19 protein-coding genes and 1 riboswitch are annotated in these 15,929 nt (G+C 53.8%); of the genes, 17 read left to right on the forward strand and 2 right to left on the reverse strand.

Annotated features, from left to right (window positions below; translation table 11 throughout):
• Positions 1–5: 5 nt before the first annotated feature.
• Together pduB and pduA are read right to left on the reverse strand one after the other, a co-directional pair.
• Complete coding sequence (gene pduB, locus FDW98_RS05160; RefSeq protein WP_096756651.1) at positions 6–818, reverse strand: propanediol utilization microcompartment protein PduB; 813 nt, start codon at positions 816–818, stop codon at positions 6–8.
• Positions 818–1,099: a propanediol utilization microcompartment protein PduA gene (gene pduA, locus FDW98_RS05165; RefSeq protein ID WP_003030255.1), complete on the reverse strand. Its 282-nt coding sequence runs from the start codon at positions 1,097–1,099 to the stop codon at positions 818–820. The genes pduB and pduA overlap by 1 nt, the downstream gene beginning before the upstream one ends.
• 525 nt (positions 1,100–1,624) lie before the next feature.
• Here pduA and pduF point away from each other — a divergent pair.
• From pduF to FDW98_RS05250, 17 genes are all read left to right on the forward strand, one after another.
• Entirely contained in the window at positions 1,625–2,434 is an 810-nt protein-coding gene (gene pduF, locus FDW98_RS05170; protein WP_096756652.1) for a propanediol diffusion facilitator PduF, read from the forward strand.
• A gap of 204 nt (positions 2,435–2,638) precedes the next feature.
• On the forward strand, positions 2,639–3,550 hold the full coding sequence (gene pocR / locus FDW98_RS05175) for a regulatory protein PocR (protein ID WP_096756653.1): 912 nt from the start codon (positions 2,639–2,641) through the stop codon (positions 3,548–3,550).
• 330 nt (positions 3,551–3,880) lie between these two features.
• Positions 3,881–4,056, forward strand: a riboswitch (cobalamin riboswitch).
• Positions 4,057–4,143: 87 nt separating this feature from the next.
• A complete protein-coding gene (locus tag FDW98_RS05180) occupies positions 4,144–5,523 on the forward strand; it encodes a cobyrinate a,c-diamide synthase (protein ID WP_096756654.1) in 1,380 nt (459 codons plus the stop codon).
• Entirely contained in the window at positions 5,520–6,479 is a 960-nt protein-coding gene (cbiB, locus tag FDW98_RS05185; protein ID WP_096756655.1) for an adenosylcobinamide-phosphate synthase CbiB, read from the forward strand. The genes FDW98_RS05180 and cbiB overlap by 4 nt, the downstream gene beginning before the upstream one ends.
• A 10-nt stretch (positions 6,480–6,489) precedes the next feature.
• Positions 6,490–7,122, forward strand: coding sequence for a cobalt-precorrin-8 methylmutase (locus FDW98_RS05190; RefSeq protein WP_096756656.1), 633 nt, complete (start codon positions 6,490–6,492; stop codon positions 7,120–7,122).
• On the forward strand, positions 7,119–8,267 hold the full coding sequence (gene cbiD, locus FDW98_RS05195; RefSeq protein ID WP_096756657.1) for a cobalt-precorrin-5B (C(1))-methyltransferase CbiD: 1,149 nt from the start codon (positions 7,119–7,121) through the stop codon (positions 8,265–8,267). Before FDW98_RS05190 ends, cbiD begins: the two co-directional genes overlap by 4 nt.
• The gene (locus FDW98_RS05200; protein WP_096756658.1) at positions 8,252–8,857 is read left to right on the forward strand and encodes a cobalt-precorrin-7 (C(5))-methyltransferase; all 606 of its coding nucleotides are present in this window, start codon (positions 8,252–8,254) and stop codon (positions 8,855–8,857) included. Before cbiD ends, FDW98_RS05200 begins: the two co-directional genes overlap by 16 nt.
• Positions 8,847–9,416: a decarboxylating cobalt-precorrin-6B (C(15))-methyltransferase gene (locus FDW98_RS05205; protein WP_096756659.1), complete on the forward strand. Its 570-nt coding sequence runs from the start codon at positions 8,847–8,849 to the stop codon at positions 9,414–9,416. The genes FDW98_RS05200 and FDW98_RS05205 overlap by 11 nt, the downstream gene beginning before the upstream one ends.
• Positions 9,409–10,182: a cobalt-precorrin-4 methyltransferase gene (locus FDW98_RS05210; RefSeq protein WP_096756660.1), complete on the forward strand. Its 774-nt coding sequence runs from the start codon at positions 9,409–9,411 to the stop codon at positions 10,180–10,182. Before FDW98_RS05205 ends, FDW98_RS05210 begins: the two co-directional genes overlap by 8 nt.
• Positions 10,163–11,218, forward strand: a complete 1,056-nt coding sequence (cbiG, locus tag FDW98_RS05215) for a cobalt-precorrin 5A hydrolase (protein ID WP_096756661.1) — start codon at positions 10,163–10,165, stop codon at positions 11,216–11,218. Before FDW98_RS05210 ends, cbiG begins: the two co-directional genes overlap by 20 nt.
• Positions 11,218–11,943: a precorrin-3B C(17)-methyltransferase gene (locus FDW98_RS05220; protein ID WP_096756662.1), complete on the forward strand. Its 726-nt coding sequence runs from the start codon at positions 11,218–11,220 to the stop codon at positions 11,941–11,943. Before cbiG ends, FDW98_RS05220 begins: the two co-directional genes overlap by 1 nt.
• A complete protein-coding gene (locus FDW98_RS05225; RefSeq protein ID WP_096756663.1) occupies positions 11,940–12,725 on the forward strand; it encodes a cobalt-precorrin-6A reductase in 786 nt (261 codons plus the stop codon). Before FDW98_RS05220 ends, FDW98_RS05225 begins: the two co-directional genes overlap by 4 nt.
• 10 nt (positions 12,726–12,735) lie before the next feature.
• Complete coding sequence (locus FDW98_RS05230; RefSeq protein ID WP_096756664.1) at positions 12,736–13,530, forward strand: sirohydrochlorin cobaltochelatase; 795 nt, start codon at positions 12,736–12,738, stop codon at positions 13,528–13,530.
• Positions 13,527–14,240: a cobalt-factor II C(20)-methyltransferase gene (locus FDW98_RS05235; RefSeq protein ID WP_096756665.1), complete on the forward strand. Its 714-nt coding sequence runs from the start codon at positions 13,527–13,529 to the stop codon at positions 14,238–14,240. Before FDW98_RS05230 ends, FDW98_RS05235 begins: the two co-directional genes overlap by 4 nt.
• Positions 14,237–14,974: a cobalt ECF transporter S component CbiM gene (gene cbiM, locus FDW98_RS05240; protein ID WP_096756666.1), complete on the forward strand. Its 738-nt coding sequence runs from the start codon at positions 14,237–14,239 to the stop codon at positions 14,972–14,974. Before FDW98_RS05235 ends, cbiM begins: the two co-directional genes overlap by 4 nt.
• A 2-nt stretch (positions 14,975–14,976) precedes the next feature.
• Positions 14,977–15,258 (forward strand): energy-coupling factor ABC transporter substrate-binding protein, encoded by a 282-nt coding sequence (locus FDW98_RS05245; protein ID WP_096756667.1) that lies wholly within the window; start codon positions 14,977–14,979, stop codon positions 15,256–15,258.
• Positions 15,245–15,922 carry an energy-coupling factor ABC transporter transmembrane protein gene (locus tag FDW98_RS05250; RefSeq protein ID WP_096756668.1) on the forward strand — a complete coding sequence of 226 codons (678 nt, stop codon included), beginning with the start codon at positions 15,245–15,247 and terminating at the stop codon, positions 15,920–15,922. Before FDW98_RS05245 ends, FDW98_RS05250 begins: the two co-directional genes overlap by 14 nt.
• The last annotated feature ends 7 nt before the right edge of the window (positions 15,923–15,929 follow it).

Genomic DNA, 15,929 nt, shown 5'->3' on the forward strand with positions numbered 1-15,929 from the left:
GGGTATCAGATGTAGGACGGACGATCGTTTTTCGGTTCTGAACCGAGGGTCGCAAGCACGGTTTTACCGATTTCGCGCGCGGAGATGACGGCCTGACGTACGGCGCCAGAGTCACCGGAAATAACCAGAATGGCTTCGTTACTGAAGCTGGTACCATGGGCAGGGGAGCTATAAGCCACCACTTCGACGTTGGCCGATTTCAGTGCGGTATCGGCCATCAGTACACCAACCGATGCCGGTGCGCCGACGATTACACCACAGGCACGACCAATGGGTGCGCCGAAGGCTTTTTCCAGCGCATAGCTGGCACGTGCGGTGTATTGCATTTCGATGTGACCGGCTTCATTGGCGTAGACATCACCAAATGTGCGATCCAGTTCTTTCAGCGCGACTTCAATTCCGCGTTTTACGTCGGAAACATCGTTGCCGCCGAGGATAATCAGTGAACCGTGGCCTGCTCCGCCTTTGGTATCTCGCGGAAGCTCAATGCTCACCACTTCAGTATTGGTGGCTTTTACCGCTTCATCAGCGGCCATGATATGGGGACCTGCGCCGGTACGGGCGCCTAGAATGCCAATGGAGCGATAGCGTTTTTCAAGCTTCATCGCGTCCAGTAAGGCGCTGTCGACGTTGGCGATCACCAGACCGACGGTGTCGCCAATCGCGGTGCCGACAAATTCCGTTAAACTGCAGCTTTTCTCTGCCATAGCCGTCTCTCGTGTTGGAAGATTATTTTCAGGGATAGCCTTGTGTTCTGGCGTTGCCACTCGAGCAATCACCTGCGCCATGATCTGTTCAACCAGCTCATTGCTGCTCATCAGCTAATTCCCTTCGGTAAGATTTTTTCGACATCGGTATGAGGACGTGGGATCACGTGTACGGCTTTCACTTCACCCACATTACGTGCGGCAGCGGCGCCTGCATCTGTTGCCGCTTTTACCGCGCCAACATCACCGCGAACAATCACGGTGACCAGCCCTGAACCAATTTTTTCGTAGCCGACCAGCATCACATTGGCTGACTTCACCATTGCATCTGCGGCCTCTATGGCTGCAGTTAAGCCTTTGGTTTCTACCATTCCTAACGCTTCTTGTTGCATAAAGACCTCGCCTGGGTTGTTCCGATTTTCATGACTATAAAAAGAAGCGAGGAAAAAGAATGGCTGACTTGAAACGGAGAGTGAAAAAATAGTAAGCGATCGGTGATATAAAATTGCTTTATTTTATTTTATCAGATTGTTTTTAAATGATTTTTGTGATTTTGTGGATGTGAAAATTTGGTTATGTCAATACCAGATTTACATTTTTGCTAGTGACACGATAAATATCATTTGCTATGCGGGGGAAATGAAATTGTGATGCTTGTTTGAAAACGGAAATCTGCTGTTGGCAATATTTTATTATTTTTATAATGCGTTTTTAATAGGGCTAATGCCCGTTTTTGTTAGCTGTTTTAATAATGCTGACAGCAAGAATTTGCTATCACTACACGATTTTAAAAAGGTGGGAGTGCTCAGATTGCCAACAATTTGCCGACGGCGCTTTTTATAGTAAGCCTTGAAGTACTCTACTGCCAGCAGGGAGTCCGCTGGTACAGACACGAACTCTGCTTAGAAGGTGTCACAATGAACGATTCACTAAAAGCGCAATGCATTGCCGAGTTTTTAGGTACCGGGCTGTTCCTGTTTTTTGGCATTGGATGCCTGAGTGCCCTTAAGGTGGCCGGTGCGAGTTTAGGGTTATGGGAAATATGCATCATTTGGGGTCTTGGGATTTCGCTGGCGGTCTACCTGACTGCCGGAATATCCGGGGCACACCTCAACCCTGCGATTACCATCGCTCTGTGGCTGTTTGCCTGTTTCCCTGGGCGTAAAGTTTTACCCTATACGGTCGCGCAAGTCGCGGGTGCCTTTGGCGGCGCGTTGCTGGCCTATTTGCTGTACGGCAGTTTATTCATTGAATATGAGACGGCGCACCATATGGTTCGTGGCAGTCTTGAAAGCCTGCAACTGGCCAGTATTTTTAGTACTTATCCGGCCTCTGCGCTTAGCGTATGGCAAGCGGCGCTGGTGGAAGTGGTCATCACGTCCATTTTGATGGGCATGATTATGGCGCTGACGGACGATGGCAATGGGGTGCCTAAAGGTCCTCTCGCGCCATTGCTGATTGGTATTCTGGTCGCCGTCATCGGTGCATCAACAGGTCCGCTCACAGGATTTGCCATGAATCCGGCGCGTGATTTTGGTCCTAAGTTGTTTGCCTGGTTTGCCGGATGGGGAGATGTTGCGATGACGGGGGGACGCGATATCCCATACTTTATCGTCCCGATTGTGGCACCGATCATCGGCGCGTGCGCCGGGGCAGCAATTTATCGTTACTTTATTGGCAAAAATTTACCGTGTAATACTTGTAAGCTGGAGGAAAATGAGAACTAGCTTCATGGAAATTGTTTATTTCTGAAATGCAAAAACTGATTTCGTGATCCGGTTTCCTGAACAGCTTAAAAAGTCTCCCCACAATGGGAGACTTTTGTTATGGTCCATTAACACCTTTTATCATTGCGTCTAATAGCGAGATGAAAAGTGAATGTAAATAATGTGTTTTTATTTATAACAATAAATTAACTGAGAGGTTTTATCATGATTTCTGCGAGCGCCCTGAACTCAGAACTCATTAATAAAATCGCACAGGATTTTGCACAGGCCACCAGTCTGGCCGTTGTGGTTGTCAATATTCACGGTGATGAAATTTCTGAACTCTTTAATTTTACCCCTTTCTGCCAGTTGATGCGCCAGCACCCGCAGCACAGCACGCGATGCCGTATGAGCGATCGTTGTGGGGGCCTTGAAGCATCAAAATCAGACCAGCCGTGTATTTATCGCTGTCATGCCGGCCTTACCGATTTTTCTATCCCTTTGGTGATTGCAGGCCACTTGGTCGGTTTTGTTTTATGCGGTCAGGTGCGCTTAAGCAATGACGTAGGCCTGGTTGATATTTTGAATGTCGATGACCGCTGGCAAGCCGATCCCGAACTGCTCAATGAATTTCGTAATGTTCCGGAAATGGACTATTCTCGCGTCATCGCCTCTGCAGATTTGCTGAAGTTGATTGTTGAAAATTGCCTTAAAAAACAATTGAATTTCGTTGTCATTAAAGACAATACACAGCAGTCAGAGTCGGTGCGTCCAACCCGTAGCCCGACTCCGCATGACAGTAAAATGAAAAAAGCGTTGCGCTATATCGACGCACATTTGTCGGATGAGCTTCGCCTCGAGGAGGTGGCTTCGCATGTTTATCTCAGTCCGTACTATTTCAGCAAGCTGTTCAAAAAATATCAGGGGATCGGTTTTAATGCCTGGGTAAACCAACAGCGAATGGCAAGTGCTAAAGAGTTGCTTTGTCATAGTGACTGGAGTATTGCCAGTATTGCGCGAAATTTAGGCTTTTCGCAAACCAGTTATTTTTGCAAAGTTTTCCGCCAGACATACCAGGTGACGCCGCAGGCTTTTCGCCAGCAAATTAGTGTTGTTTCGTCCGAAGAGTCAGCATAATAGCAATATTTTGCTATTGCCGATTTTTGATATCGTATTGTATGTCCGTCATTATAAAATGAAAAATAAGGATAGAAGACAATAAATTGTCATAGCGCAACAAAGTAATAGTGTCTGAAGGATAAACTGCACCAGTTTTTATTTTTGTGATGAGATACAGTGTCTGTGTGAATGACTTTCTTTATTATTAATTGAAGCTTTCATACGGAATGCAAGCTTAAGAATAAGCTGAATGACGCCATAACATTGGCTGAATGAGCGTAAAAGATATTTAAATGAATTTTTGTCATGAGGTGTGTTAATTCATCTCATGCCTGGAGCTTAATAGAATTTGCTCCTGAGCTGACAGGTTTACCACGTTTGTGGTAGGGAAGGGGGTGAGAATCCCCCGCAGCCCCCGCTGCTGTGATGCTGACGACCCCGTATAGACCACTGATCGCGAGATTGGGAAGGACGGGCGAGAATGACGCTAAGCCAGAAGACCTGCCTGTCAGTGACTACCAACAACTTCGGTGGGAAGTGGGTTGCTCAGATGCATACAGTCGAAAGACTGGGTATCTTTACACCCCTACCACCCTGAACAGGATCAGGGTATGGCGGCCAATTTTCGCGCGTTTGTTCTTGCAGGTACCGGAAGCGGCTGTGGTAAAACCACGGTAACGCTGGGCTTGTTGAGTCTGCTGAAAAAACGCGGTTTGCGCGTCCAGCCTTGCAAAGTCGGACCTGATTATCTGGATACCGGCTGGCATACCGCCGTATCTGGCACAGCCTCCCGCAATCTTGATAGCTTCATGCTCCCCACTTCCACGCTGAACGCCTTATTTTGCGAACATATGCAGCATGCGGATATCGCCGTCATCGAAGGCGTTATGGGGCTGTATGATGGTTATGGTACAGACCCCAATTACTGCAGTTCCGCCGCGATGGCGAAGCAGCTGGGCTGTCCGGTCATTTTGCTGGTGGACGGTAAAGCCGTCTCAACGTCAATTGCCGCTACGGTGATGGGATTCCAGCATTTTGATCCAACGCTGAACATTGCTGGCGTGATTGTTAACCGGGTAAACAGCGAAACGCATTACCAGCTACTTAAAGTCGCCATCGAACGCTACTGTTCGATACCGGTATTGGGCTATGTTCCCCGCGTGGATGGCGTGGCGCTCCCTGAGCGTCATCTGGGACTGGTGACCGCGCGGGAATCAATCGTCAATCAGTTGCCGTGGCAGGAATTTGCTACAACGCTCGAGCAAACGTTAGATATCGACGCGCTGCTGGCCTTAAGCCAGTTAGACACCCCACCGGTGGGCGAATGGCCCGCGCTTCCTGCCGCCGATGCCGGAGCTGGACTGACGCTTGCCATTGCTGATGACGAAGCATTCAACTTCTATTATCCGGATAACATTACGCTACTGGCGCGCACGGGCCTCAATATTGTCCGTTTCAGCCCGCTACATGACAGCCGTCTCCCTGATTGCCAGATGATCTGGCTAGGGGGCGGATACCCTGAGCTGCACGCTGCCGGGCTTGCCCAAAATTCCACCATGCTGGCGCAACTGCGTGCGGCTCATCAGCGCGGTGTGGCGATTTACGCGGAGTGCGGTGGTCTGATGTACCTGGGGAGTTCGCTGGAAGACAGCAACGGCGATATCTGGCCGATGGCGGATATTATTCCCGGTCACAGCAAAATGGGCAAACGTCTGACCCGATTTGGCTATTGTGAAGCGCAGGCCGAACAACAAACCTTACTCGCCGCGCCCGGTGACGTGCTGCGCGGACATGAATTTCACTATTCCGATTTTACCCCTCAAACCCAGGCCGTGATGAGCTGTCGCAAAGTTCGCGATGGCGAAACATTACAGGCGTGGTCCGGCGGCTGGCAGGTTGGCAGTGCGTTTGCAAGCTACCTGCATGTTCACTTTGCTCAGCGTCCGGAGATGCTTAATCACTGGCTGGCCGCCGCAAGGAGCGTGAAATGACGCTGCTCGCGTGGTGTGTCGCCTGGCTGCTTGATTTTATCATTGGCGATCCGCAGAGCTGGCCGCATCCGGTACGCTGGATTGGCAATCTCATTACCGCTGTGCAGCGACTGGTGCGCCGCTACTGCCATAGCGATGGCATGCTGCGTATCGGTGGCGCAGTGCTGTGGGTTGTGGTGGTCGGCGTGACCTGGGGCGTTTCATGGGGCGTACTGGCGCTGGCACAATCGCTTCATCCGTGGCTGGGTTGGGGCGTCGAGGTGTGGATGATTTTTACCGTGCTGGCGGGCCGCTGTCTGGCGAATGCTGCCCGGGATGTCGAACGTCCACTGCGTGCCAATAATCTCGCGGAAAGCCGGGAAAAACTCTCCTGGATTGTCGGCCGTGACACCTCACAATTGCAGCCGAAACAGATCAATCGCGCAGTGGTGGAAACCGTCGCTGAAAACACCGTGGACGGCATCATTGCGCCGCTGTTCTTCCTGTTTCTCGGCGGGGCGCCGCTGGCGATGGCCTACAAAGCGGTGAATACGCTGGATTCCATGGTGGGCTATAAAAATGAAAAGTACCGCGCTATCGGGATGGTCAGCGCGCGACTGGATGATGTTGCAAACTTTATTCCTGCCCGACTGAGCTGGCTGCTGCTGAGCGTGGCTGCATTTTTGTGCCGTAAAGACGGATCGCGGGCTTTACAGATTGGCTGGCGCGATCGCTACAACCACAGCAGCCCAAACTGTGCATGGTCGGAGGCATCCGTTGCCGGGGCATTAGGCATTCGACTGGGTGGTCCTAACGACTACTTTGGCGAACGCGTTGAGAAACCGTGGATTGGTGATGCACAACGAGACATTTCAGTAGACGACATTTCCCAAACAATTCGATTGATGTGGGTAGCATCGACCCTGGCCCTGGCGCTGTTTATCGCGCTGCGGTGGCTGTTGGTCGGTGTGGCCTGAGGACAAAACAATGCAATACATTCAGCAACCCCAGGCGATTGAAGCCAAAAGTTTCGACATCATTGGCGACATTATTCGTGAAACCCGCCCGGACTATCAGTTTGCCAGCCCATTACATGAAGCCATCATCAAGCGGGTGATCCACACCACCGCCGACTTCGACTGGCTGGACATTTTGTGGTTTTCCGATGATGTACTGGCGCAGTTTTGCGCCGCGTTAAACCGATCAAGCGTGATTTATACCGATACTACGATGGCCCTTTCCGGAATCAACAAAACGTTGCTGGCAAAATTCGGCGGAGAATGCCGCTGTTACATTAGCGACCCGCGAGTGGTGCGCGCCGCAAAAGAACAGGGGATCACTCGTTCGATGGCCGCCGTCGACATTGCGGTTCAGGAAGAGGGCGAAAAGCTGTTTGTCTTTGGCAATGCGCCGACGGCGCTGTTCCGCCTGATGGAACATGATGTTGCCGTGAGCGGCGTGGTCGGTGTGCCGGTAGGGTTTGTCGGCGCGGAGGAGTCGAAAGATGCGCTGACGAAAAGTCATCTGCCTGCCATAGCTGCCCTGGGCCGCAAAGGCGGAAGCAACGTCGCAGCCGCTATCGTCAACGCGATGCTCTACCACATGCAGGGGGCGCGATGAGCGACCAACCCTTTGACGCACCGGTATGGCACAACGGTAAAGCGCTGCGCAAAGGGTACACCACCGGATCGTGTGCGACGGCAGCAGCCAAAGTCGCTGCGTTGATGGTATTGCGTCAGCATTTGATCCATCAAGTATCCATAGTCACCCCGTCCGGGGTCACGCTATGCCTGAACGTTGAGTCGCCGCACATTGAAGGGCAGCAGGCGATTGCCGCTATTCGTAAAGACGGCGGCGATGATGTGGACGCCACCCACGGGATGCTGATTTTTGCTCGTGTGACGCTAGACGACAGCGGCGAGATAGCGCTGCAGGGCGGCGAAGGTGTCGGCACGGTCACCCGCAAAGGAATTGGCCTACCGGTAGGCAGTTCGGCAATCAATCGCACGCCGCGTCAGACTATTGAGTCAGCGGTTCGCGAGGCGATCGGCCCAAATCGTGGGGCACAGATTGAAATTTTTGCCCCGGAAGGTGAAGAGCGGGCGCAGAAAACCTACAACTCGCGTCTGGGTATTCTGGGCGGCATTTCCATTATCGGCACCACCGGCATTGTTACGCCCATGTCGGAAGAGAGCTGGAAGCGTTCACTGTCGCTGGAGTTGGAAATCAAACGTGCGGCGGGACTGGAACACGTGGTGCTGGTGCCGGGTAACCATGGCGAACGTTTTGTCCGCGAACAGATGGGGATTGACACGCAGGTGGTGGTCACCATGAGCAACTTTGTCGGCTACATGATTGAAGAGGCCGTCCGCCTTGGGTTCAAACAAATCGTTCTCGTCGGACATCCGGGCAAGCTCATCAAAATTGCAGCGGGTATTTTCCATACCCACAGCCATATTGCCGACGCGCGTATGGAAACTCTGGTCGCCCACCTGGCGCTGCTCGGTGCGCCGCTGGAATTACTGACGCTGGTCAGCGACTGCGATACCACCGAAGCCGCGATGGAGCACATCGATGCCTACGGTTTTCAGCATATTTACGATCATCTGGCTAAACGTATCTGCATGCGTGTCCTGCAGACCTTGCGTTTTACCAAAAATCCGCCGACCTGCGACGCCATCATGTTCTCTTTTGATAACCAGATCCTCGGCAGCAACCGCCCGGTCGCAGAGATTGCGCAGGAGATGACATGCTTACCGTTGTAGGGATGGGACCCGCAGGGTTGCATTTGATGACGCCCGCAGCACGCGAGTCTGTCGCTACGGCGGATGTGCTGGTCGGTGGTAAACGGCATTTGCAGCAGTTCCCGGATTTTACCGGCGAGCGGTTTGCCCTTGGCGCCAATATCCCGGAGTTATTAACCTGGATTGATGAGCATCAGGGGAAGCATGTAGTGGTACTGGCCTCTGGCGACCCGTTGTTCTACGGCATTGGCACCCGGATGGTGGCGCATTTTGGCATTGAACATGTGCGCATTATTCCTGGCATCAGTGCGGTGCAATATCTATGCGCGCAGTCCGGTATTGATATGAACGACATGTGGCTGACCAGTAGCCACGGCCGTAGCGTCTGTTTCGATGAACTGGCACGACATAACAAGGTGGCGATGGTCACGGATGCCCTGTGCGGTCCGCGCGAAATTGCACATCAGCTTATTGCCCGTGGTAAGGGGCATCGCTGGATGGTGATTGGCGAAAACCTGGCAATGGAAAATGAACGCATCCACTGCCTGCCGCTCAGTGAAATTAATGCCGACTATGACATGAATGCAGTGGTGATCCTCGATGAAAGATGAGCTTTTTCTGCGTGGAGAGAAGGTGCCGATGACCAAAGAAGCGGTCCGTGCACTTGCCCTCTCAAAACTTGAATTACACCGCGCCACGCACCTGATTGATATTGGCGCAGGAACCGGCAGTGTGTCGATAGAAGCGGCGTTGCAATATCCATCGCTACGCGTGACGGCGATTGAGCGTAACCCGGCGGCACTCAGGCTGCTGGACGAGAATCGCCAGCACTTTGCCTGCGCCAATGTCGATATTTATCCCGGTATCGCGCCGATGACCATCGCGGAAAAAGCTGATGCCATCTTTATGGGCGGCAGTGGTGGTCACCTGACCGACCTGATCGACTGGTCGATGCGTCAACTGCATCCCGCCGGGCGGCTGGTAATGACCTTCATTCTTCAGGAAAACCTGAATACCGCGCTGGCGCATCTGGAGCACCTTGGCATGCAGGGTGTGGACTGCCTGCAAATGCAGGTGTCATCACTGACCACGCTTGGCAGTGGCCACTATTTCAAACCGAATAATCCCGTTTTTGTTATCGCCTGTCAGAAGGAAGGAAACCATGTCTGAGATATTTGATCCCCGTAGTGTGTGGTTTGTTGGCGCTGGTCCTGGCGATCGCGAGCTGATTACCCTCAAAGGTTACCGGTTGCTGCAGCAAGCGCAGGTGGTTATCTATGCCGGATCGCTGATTAACACCGAACTGCTGGAATATTGCCCACCTGACGCTGAGTGTCACGACAGCGCCGAACTGCATCTGGAACAGATCCTCGACTTGATGGAAGCCGGTGTAAAAGCGGGTAAAACGGTTGTGCGTCTGCAAACCGGCGACGTCTCGCTGTACGGCTCGGTCCGCGAGCAGGGTGAAGAGCTGACCAAACGCGGGATTGAATGGCAGGTGGTGCCTGGCGTCAGCGCGTTCCTCGGGGCAGCGGCAGAACTCGGAGTCGAGTACACGGTACCTGAAGTGTCGCAGAGTCTGATCATTACCCGTCTTGAAGGTCGTACGCCGGTACCGGAGCGCGAACAACTGGAGGCGTTTGCCAGTCACCAGACGTCAATGGCGATTTATCTTTCCGTCCAGCGTATCCATCGGGTGGCTGAGCGTCTGATTGAGGGCGGTTATCCGGCGACCACGCCAGTGGCGGTCATCTATAAAGCCACCTGGCCTGAAAGCCAGACCGTACGTGGCACCCTTGAGGATATTGGCGACAAAGTGCGCGATGCGGGGATCCGCAAAACGGCGCTTATTCTGGTCGGCAACTTCCTGGGCACGGAGTATCACTACTCCAAACTCTATGCGGCGGACTTTAGCCATGAATACCGTAAAGCCTGAGTCTATCGCGTTGTTCTGCCTGACGCCCGGCGGTGTTTTGCTGGCGAAGCGTCTGGCGGCAATGCTACCGGTGACCTGTTTCACCAGTGAAAAATTGCTGGAGGAGGGATTTATTCCCTTCGAAAACGGGTTTGCCAATGCGGCCCGCGATGCGTTTGCGAACTATTCAGCGCTGATTTTTATCGGCGCGACCGGTATTGCGGTACGCGTGCTGGCTCCGCTGGTTAACGACAAGTTTTGTGACCCGGCGGTGGTCGTGATCGATGAGCGTGCGCAGCATGTCATCAGCCTGCTGTCGGGCCATGCGGGGGGCGCTAACACGTTGGCGCGCTACCTGGCGGGCATGCTGGGTGCGGATCCGGTGATCACCACGGCGACGGATGTGAATGACATGGCGGCCCTTGATACGCTGGCGTTTCAACTGAATGCGCGAATGACCGACTTCCGTTCGGTGGTAAAAATCGTTAATCAGATGCTGGTCAGCAACAAGCGGGTTGGCCTGTGGTGGGACGACGAACTGGCGCAGGACGTCAGTCATTGCGATCGTCGTGGTTTCATCACGGTGACTGACCTGAACCAACTCCCTGAGCTCGATGCGCTGATTTGCATCACCTTGCGGACCGATCTCCCCGAGTTGCCCCTTCCGCACTGGAAGCTGGTGCCACAGCGGGTTGTCGCCGGGATTGGCTGTCGTCGCGATACGCCGTTCCCGCTGTTAGCTGAACTGCTTTCCCGCCAACTTGAAGCCCAACGGCTCGATCCGTTGGCACTAAAAGCCATCGGCAGCATCACGCTGAAAAAAGATGAACAGGGGCTTATCCAACTGGCTTCCTGCTGTCGCGTACCTTTCGAAACCTTTACTGCTGACGCGCTGCGTGAGCATGAACACCGTTTTCCTGCCTCATCGTTTGTGCGTAAAACGGTCGGGACGGGGAGCGTCTCCGGTCCTGCAGCCTGGCTGCTGAGCCATGGACAACTGTTAGGCGAGACCCTGCGTGAACAGGGCGTCACTATTACTTTGGGAGTTTCACACTGATGTTAACCGTAATTGGAATTGGTCCTGGCTCGCAGGCAATGATGACCATGGAAGCCGTTGAAGCACTGAAAGCGGCAGAAATTATCGTGGGTTACAAAACCTACACCCACCTGGTAAAAGCCTTTACCGGCGATAAGCAGGTGATCAAAACCGGGATGTGCAAAGAGATAGAACGCTGCCAGGCGGCAATTGAGCTGGCGCAGGCCGGTCATAATGTGGCGCTAATCAGCAGCGGCGATGCCGGAATTTACGGCATGGCCGGGCTGGTGCTTGAGTTGGTCAGCAAGCAGAAGCTGGATGTTGAGGTCAAGCTGATCCCTGGGATGACTGCCAGCATTGCCGCCGCCTCTTTGCTCGGCGCTCCGCTGATGCACGACTTCTGCCATATCAGTTTAAGCGACCTGTTAACACCGTGGCCGGTGATTGAAAAACGCATTGTGGCTGCGGGCGAAGCTGACTTCGTGATTTGTTTCTATAACCCGCGCAGCCGTGGCCGCGAAGGGCATCTGGCACGTGCTTTTGAGCTGCTTTCTGCCAGCAAAAGTGCACAAACGCCGGTGGGTATCGTGAAGTCAGCCGGACGTAAAAAACAGGAAAAATGGCTGACCACGCTCGGCGAAATGGACTTTGAACCGGTGGATATGACCAGCCTGGTGATTGTCGGCAACAAAACGACCTACGTTCAGGATGGCCTGATGATCACCCCACGCGGTTATGTACTGTGAATTACGGTGATGTGCTGGTCATGGGTGGTACCAGCGATGCGCGCATGCTGTGCCAGCAACTGGATGCGGCGAACGTGGCTTATACCCTGTCGGTAGCCACCCCGACGGGGAAGCAGCTGGCGGGCGATATTAAAGGTCAGGTGCGCTGCGGACGTCTGGAGCGGGAACACATGGTTGCCTGGCTGCAGGAAAACCGTACGCGCTGGGTGATTGATGCCTCACATCCGTATGCCGAAGTGGTGAGTCGTAACATCATGAGCGCCTGTGAAGCGGCGGGCGTGCTGCTGAGCCGCTATCAGCGCCCTGAGCAGTTGAGTGGCTTAACGCATCCGCATCTTTATACCGTGCAGAGTATTCAGCAAGCCTGCGACGTGGCGCGTCGCTTTGGCGAACGTGTGCTGCTAACCACCGGCAGCAAAGATCTGGCTATCTGGCGCGCGGGGCTACCGGAAAAAACACTGCTGGCCCGCGTACTGCCGGTGCCTGACGTTATCCAGCAATGCGCCGATTTAGGATTTGGCGTTGGCGAAATATTCGCCCTGTGCGGGCCGTTTAGCGCTGAGTTTAATGCCGCTTTTTACCGTCAGTGTCAGGCTGACGTGGTCATCACCAAAGCATCGGGCGCGGAAGGTGGTTATCAGGAAAAAGTACAACCCTGTCTGGATGCCGGGATCCCCTGCATCGTGATTACACGTCCGGCACCGTTGGTGACGGGAGAAGAATTACTGGATAGTCAGGCCGCATTTGCGGCGCGTTTAGCGCGCTGGCTGGCTGTGGCTTAAGGAGTTAGAGATGAAAAAGGCGCTTCTGGTGGTCAGCTTTGGCACCAGCTATCACGACACCTGTGAGAAAAATATTGTGGCCTGTGAACGCGATCTTGCGGCCAGTTGCCCTGACCGTGACCTGTTTCGGGCATTTACCTCCGGGATGATCATCCGCAAGCTCAAACAGCGCGACGGCATTGACATCGACACGCCGTTGCAGGCCCTGCAAAAGCTGGCGGAGCAGGGGTATCAGGATGTGGCTATTCAGTCGCTGCACATCATTAACGGTGACGAGTACGAAAAAATAGTTCGTGAGGTACAAAGTATGCGCCCGCTGTTTGCGCGCCTGACGCTGGGGGTTCCCCTGCTGAGCAGCCATGATGATTACGCGCAACTGATGCTGGCGCTGCAGCAGCAGATGCCGTCGCTTGGTGAGCGAGAAAAAGTGGTGTTTATGGGGCACGGGGCCAGCCATCACGCCTTTGCCGCTTATGCCTGCCTCGATCACATGATGACCGCGCAGGGTTTCCCGGCGCGAGTTGGTGCGGTAGAGAGCTACCCGGAAGTGGATATTCTTATCGACAGCTTAGGTCGCGAAGGGATAACGGCGGTGCATCTTATGCCATTAATGCTGGTTGCGGGTGACCACGCTATCAACGATATGGCCTCCGACGAAGACGACTCGTGGAAAACATTATTTAACGCGGCAGGCATTCCGGCCACGCCGTGGCTTAGCGGTCTGGGTGAGAACCCGGCGGTACGCGCCATGTTCGTGGCACATTTACAGCAGGCGCTAAACGTGGCGCTGGAGGAAGCAGCATGAGCGGTAAACTGTACGCATTAAGCACTGGGCCAGGTGCCTCCGATCTGATAACCGTGCGCGCGGCGCGCACGCTCGGTTCGCTGGATATTCTCTATGCGCCCGCCGGACGTAAAGGTGGCGACAGCCTGGCGCTGTCTATCGTCCGGGAATATGTCGGTGAGCAGACCGAAATCCGCTGTTGCCATTTCCCGATGAGCGCCGACAGTGCCGAAAAAGAAGCCGTCTGGGATGAGGTCGCCGCTGCACTGGTTGCGGAAGTGGAGGCCGGCAAGCAGGTCGGTTTCATCACCCTCGGCGATGCCATGCTGTTCAGTACCTGGGTCTTTTTACTCCAGCGTATTGGTAATCCTGATTGGTTAGAAATCATCCCCGGCGTGACCTCATTTGCTGCCATTGCCGCGCGCTCAAAAACGCCGCTCGCCATGGAACAGCAGTCGCTGGCGGTCGTCTCGTGCACTGCGCCGGAGGCTGAAATCCGGCAGGCGTTAAAGCAGCATGACAGCCTGGTGCTGATGAAGGTCTACGGTCGGTTTGCACGCATCAAGGCGTTGCTGCAAGAAGAAGGCATTCTGGACTGCGCGTTAATGATGTCCGAAGCCACGCTACCGGGTGAGCAGTGCTGGCGCCAACTCAGTGAAGTGAGTGACGATCAGCCGCTGCCGTATTTCTCGACCATTCTGGTCAATAAACAGTGGGAGTATGAAAGATGAAGCTAGAACACCAGCTAAAACAGCTGTCTTTCAGCGGGTTGGCTGCGGCGCTATTACTGATGATTGTGCCTGAGCAGGCGTTTGCTATGCACATTATGGAAGGCTTTTTACCGCCGATGTGGGCGCTGGCCTGGTGGCTGCTGTTTTTACCCTGCCTGTGGTACGGGCTGGTGCGCCTGCGCCAAATTGTGCAGGAAGATAACCACCAGAAAGTGTTACTGGCCCTGTGTGGCGCGTTTATTTTCGTGCTGTCAGCGCTGAAAATTCCATCTGTTACCGGGAGTTGTTCGCATCCGACCGGGGTCGGTCTGGCGGTGATTCTGTTCGGGCCAGGCGTGGTGGCCATTCTCGGTGCCATCGTTTTGTTATTCCAGGCATTATTGCTGGCACATGGCGGTTTGACCACGCTGGGTGCTAATGGTATGTCGATGGCGGTTATTGGTCCGGTCGTCGGCTATATGGTGTGGAAGATGGCTTGCCGTGCGGGGTTCCGTCGTGATGTCTGCGTCTTCCTCTGCGCCATGCTGGCCGATCTGGTGACCTATTTTGTGACGTCGGTGCAACTGGGTGTTGCTTTTCCGGACCCGTCCGTAGGTGCTACGGGCTCTATCATCAAGTTCATGGGGATTTTCTGCCTGACGCAGATCCCAATCGCTATCGCAGAAGGCTTGCTCACGGTGATGATTTATGACCAGCTCACCAAACGGCAGCTCATCACCGCACAAGGACATTAACCATGAAAAAGACGCTGATTCTGTTAGCAATGGTGATTGGGCTGGTTGTCCTGCCATTTTTCATCAACCACGGTGGAGAATACGGAGGATCAGATGGCGAAGCGGAAAGCCAGATTCAGGCCATCGCTCCGCATTATGAGCCGTGGTTCCAGCCGCTGTATGAGCCAGCCAGCGGTGAAATTGAAAGCCTGCTGTTTACGCTTCAGGGATCGCTCGGTGCAGCGGTAATTTTCTACATTCTGGGTTACACCAAGGGCAGACAACGCCGTGATGACCGGTCTTGACAGGCTGAGCTACCAGAGCCGCTGGTTTCATGTCACACCGCAGCGCAAATTTCTGCTGTGGTTAGTGATGATGATTCTGGCGTTTACCCTGCCTCCGTTGGGGCAGGGTATCGAGCTGTTACTCATTGCCGCACTGAGCTGCTGGTTGCTGCGCATCTCTTTCTGGCGTTGGTGTCGCTGGATGGCGTTGCCGTTTGGTTTTTTGCTGGTCGGGGTGGTGACGATCCTATTCAGTGTGAGTCGCGATCCGCATAGCTTACTGGTTAGTCTACCGGTGGGTAGCTACTGGTTAGGCGTCACCGAAGCGGGTGTACTCACTGCCAATGCAACATTCTGGCGAAGCCTGGCGGCGCTGGCATCCACCTTTTGGTTGGTACTTAATCTGCCGTTCCCGCAATTAATTCTTTTACTGAAATGGGCGCGCGTTCCGCGCCTGCTGACTGAGCAGATCCTGCTGACCTGGCGATTTATTTTTATTCTTTTAGACGAAGCGCTCGCTATTCACCGCGCGCAAACGCTGCGTTTTGGTTATCGTAGCGTGCCGCTGAGCTATCGCTCGTTGGCAATGCTGGTGGGGCTGTTGTTTACACGTGTGTTAATCCGCTATCAGCAAATGACCACCACACTGGATATCAAACTGTATCAGGGTGATTTTCACCTGTAAGGAAAAG

It is taken from the genome of Citrobacter sp. wls711 (assembly GCF_005281055.1).
Classification (GTDB): Bacteria; Pseudomonadota; Gammaproteobacteria; order Enterobacterales; family Enterobacteriaceae; genus Citrobacter; species Citrobacter gillenii.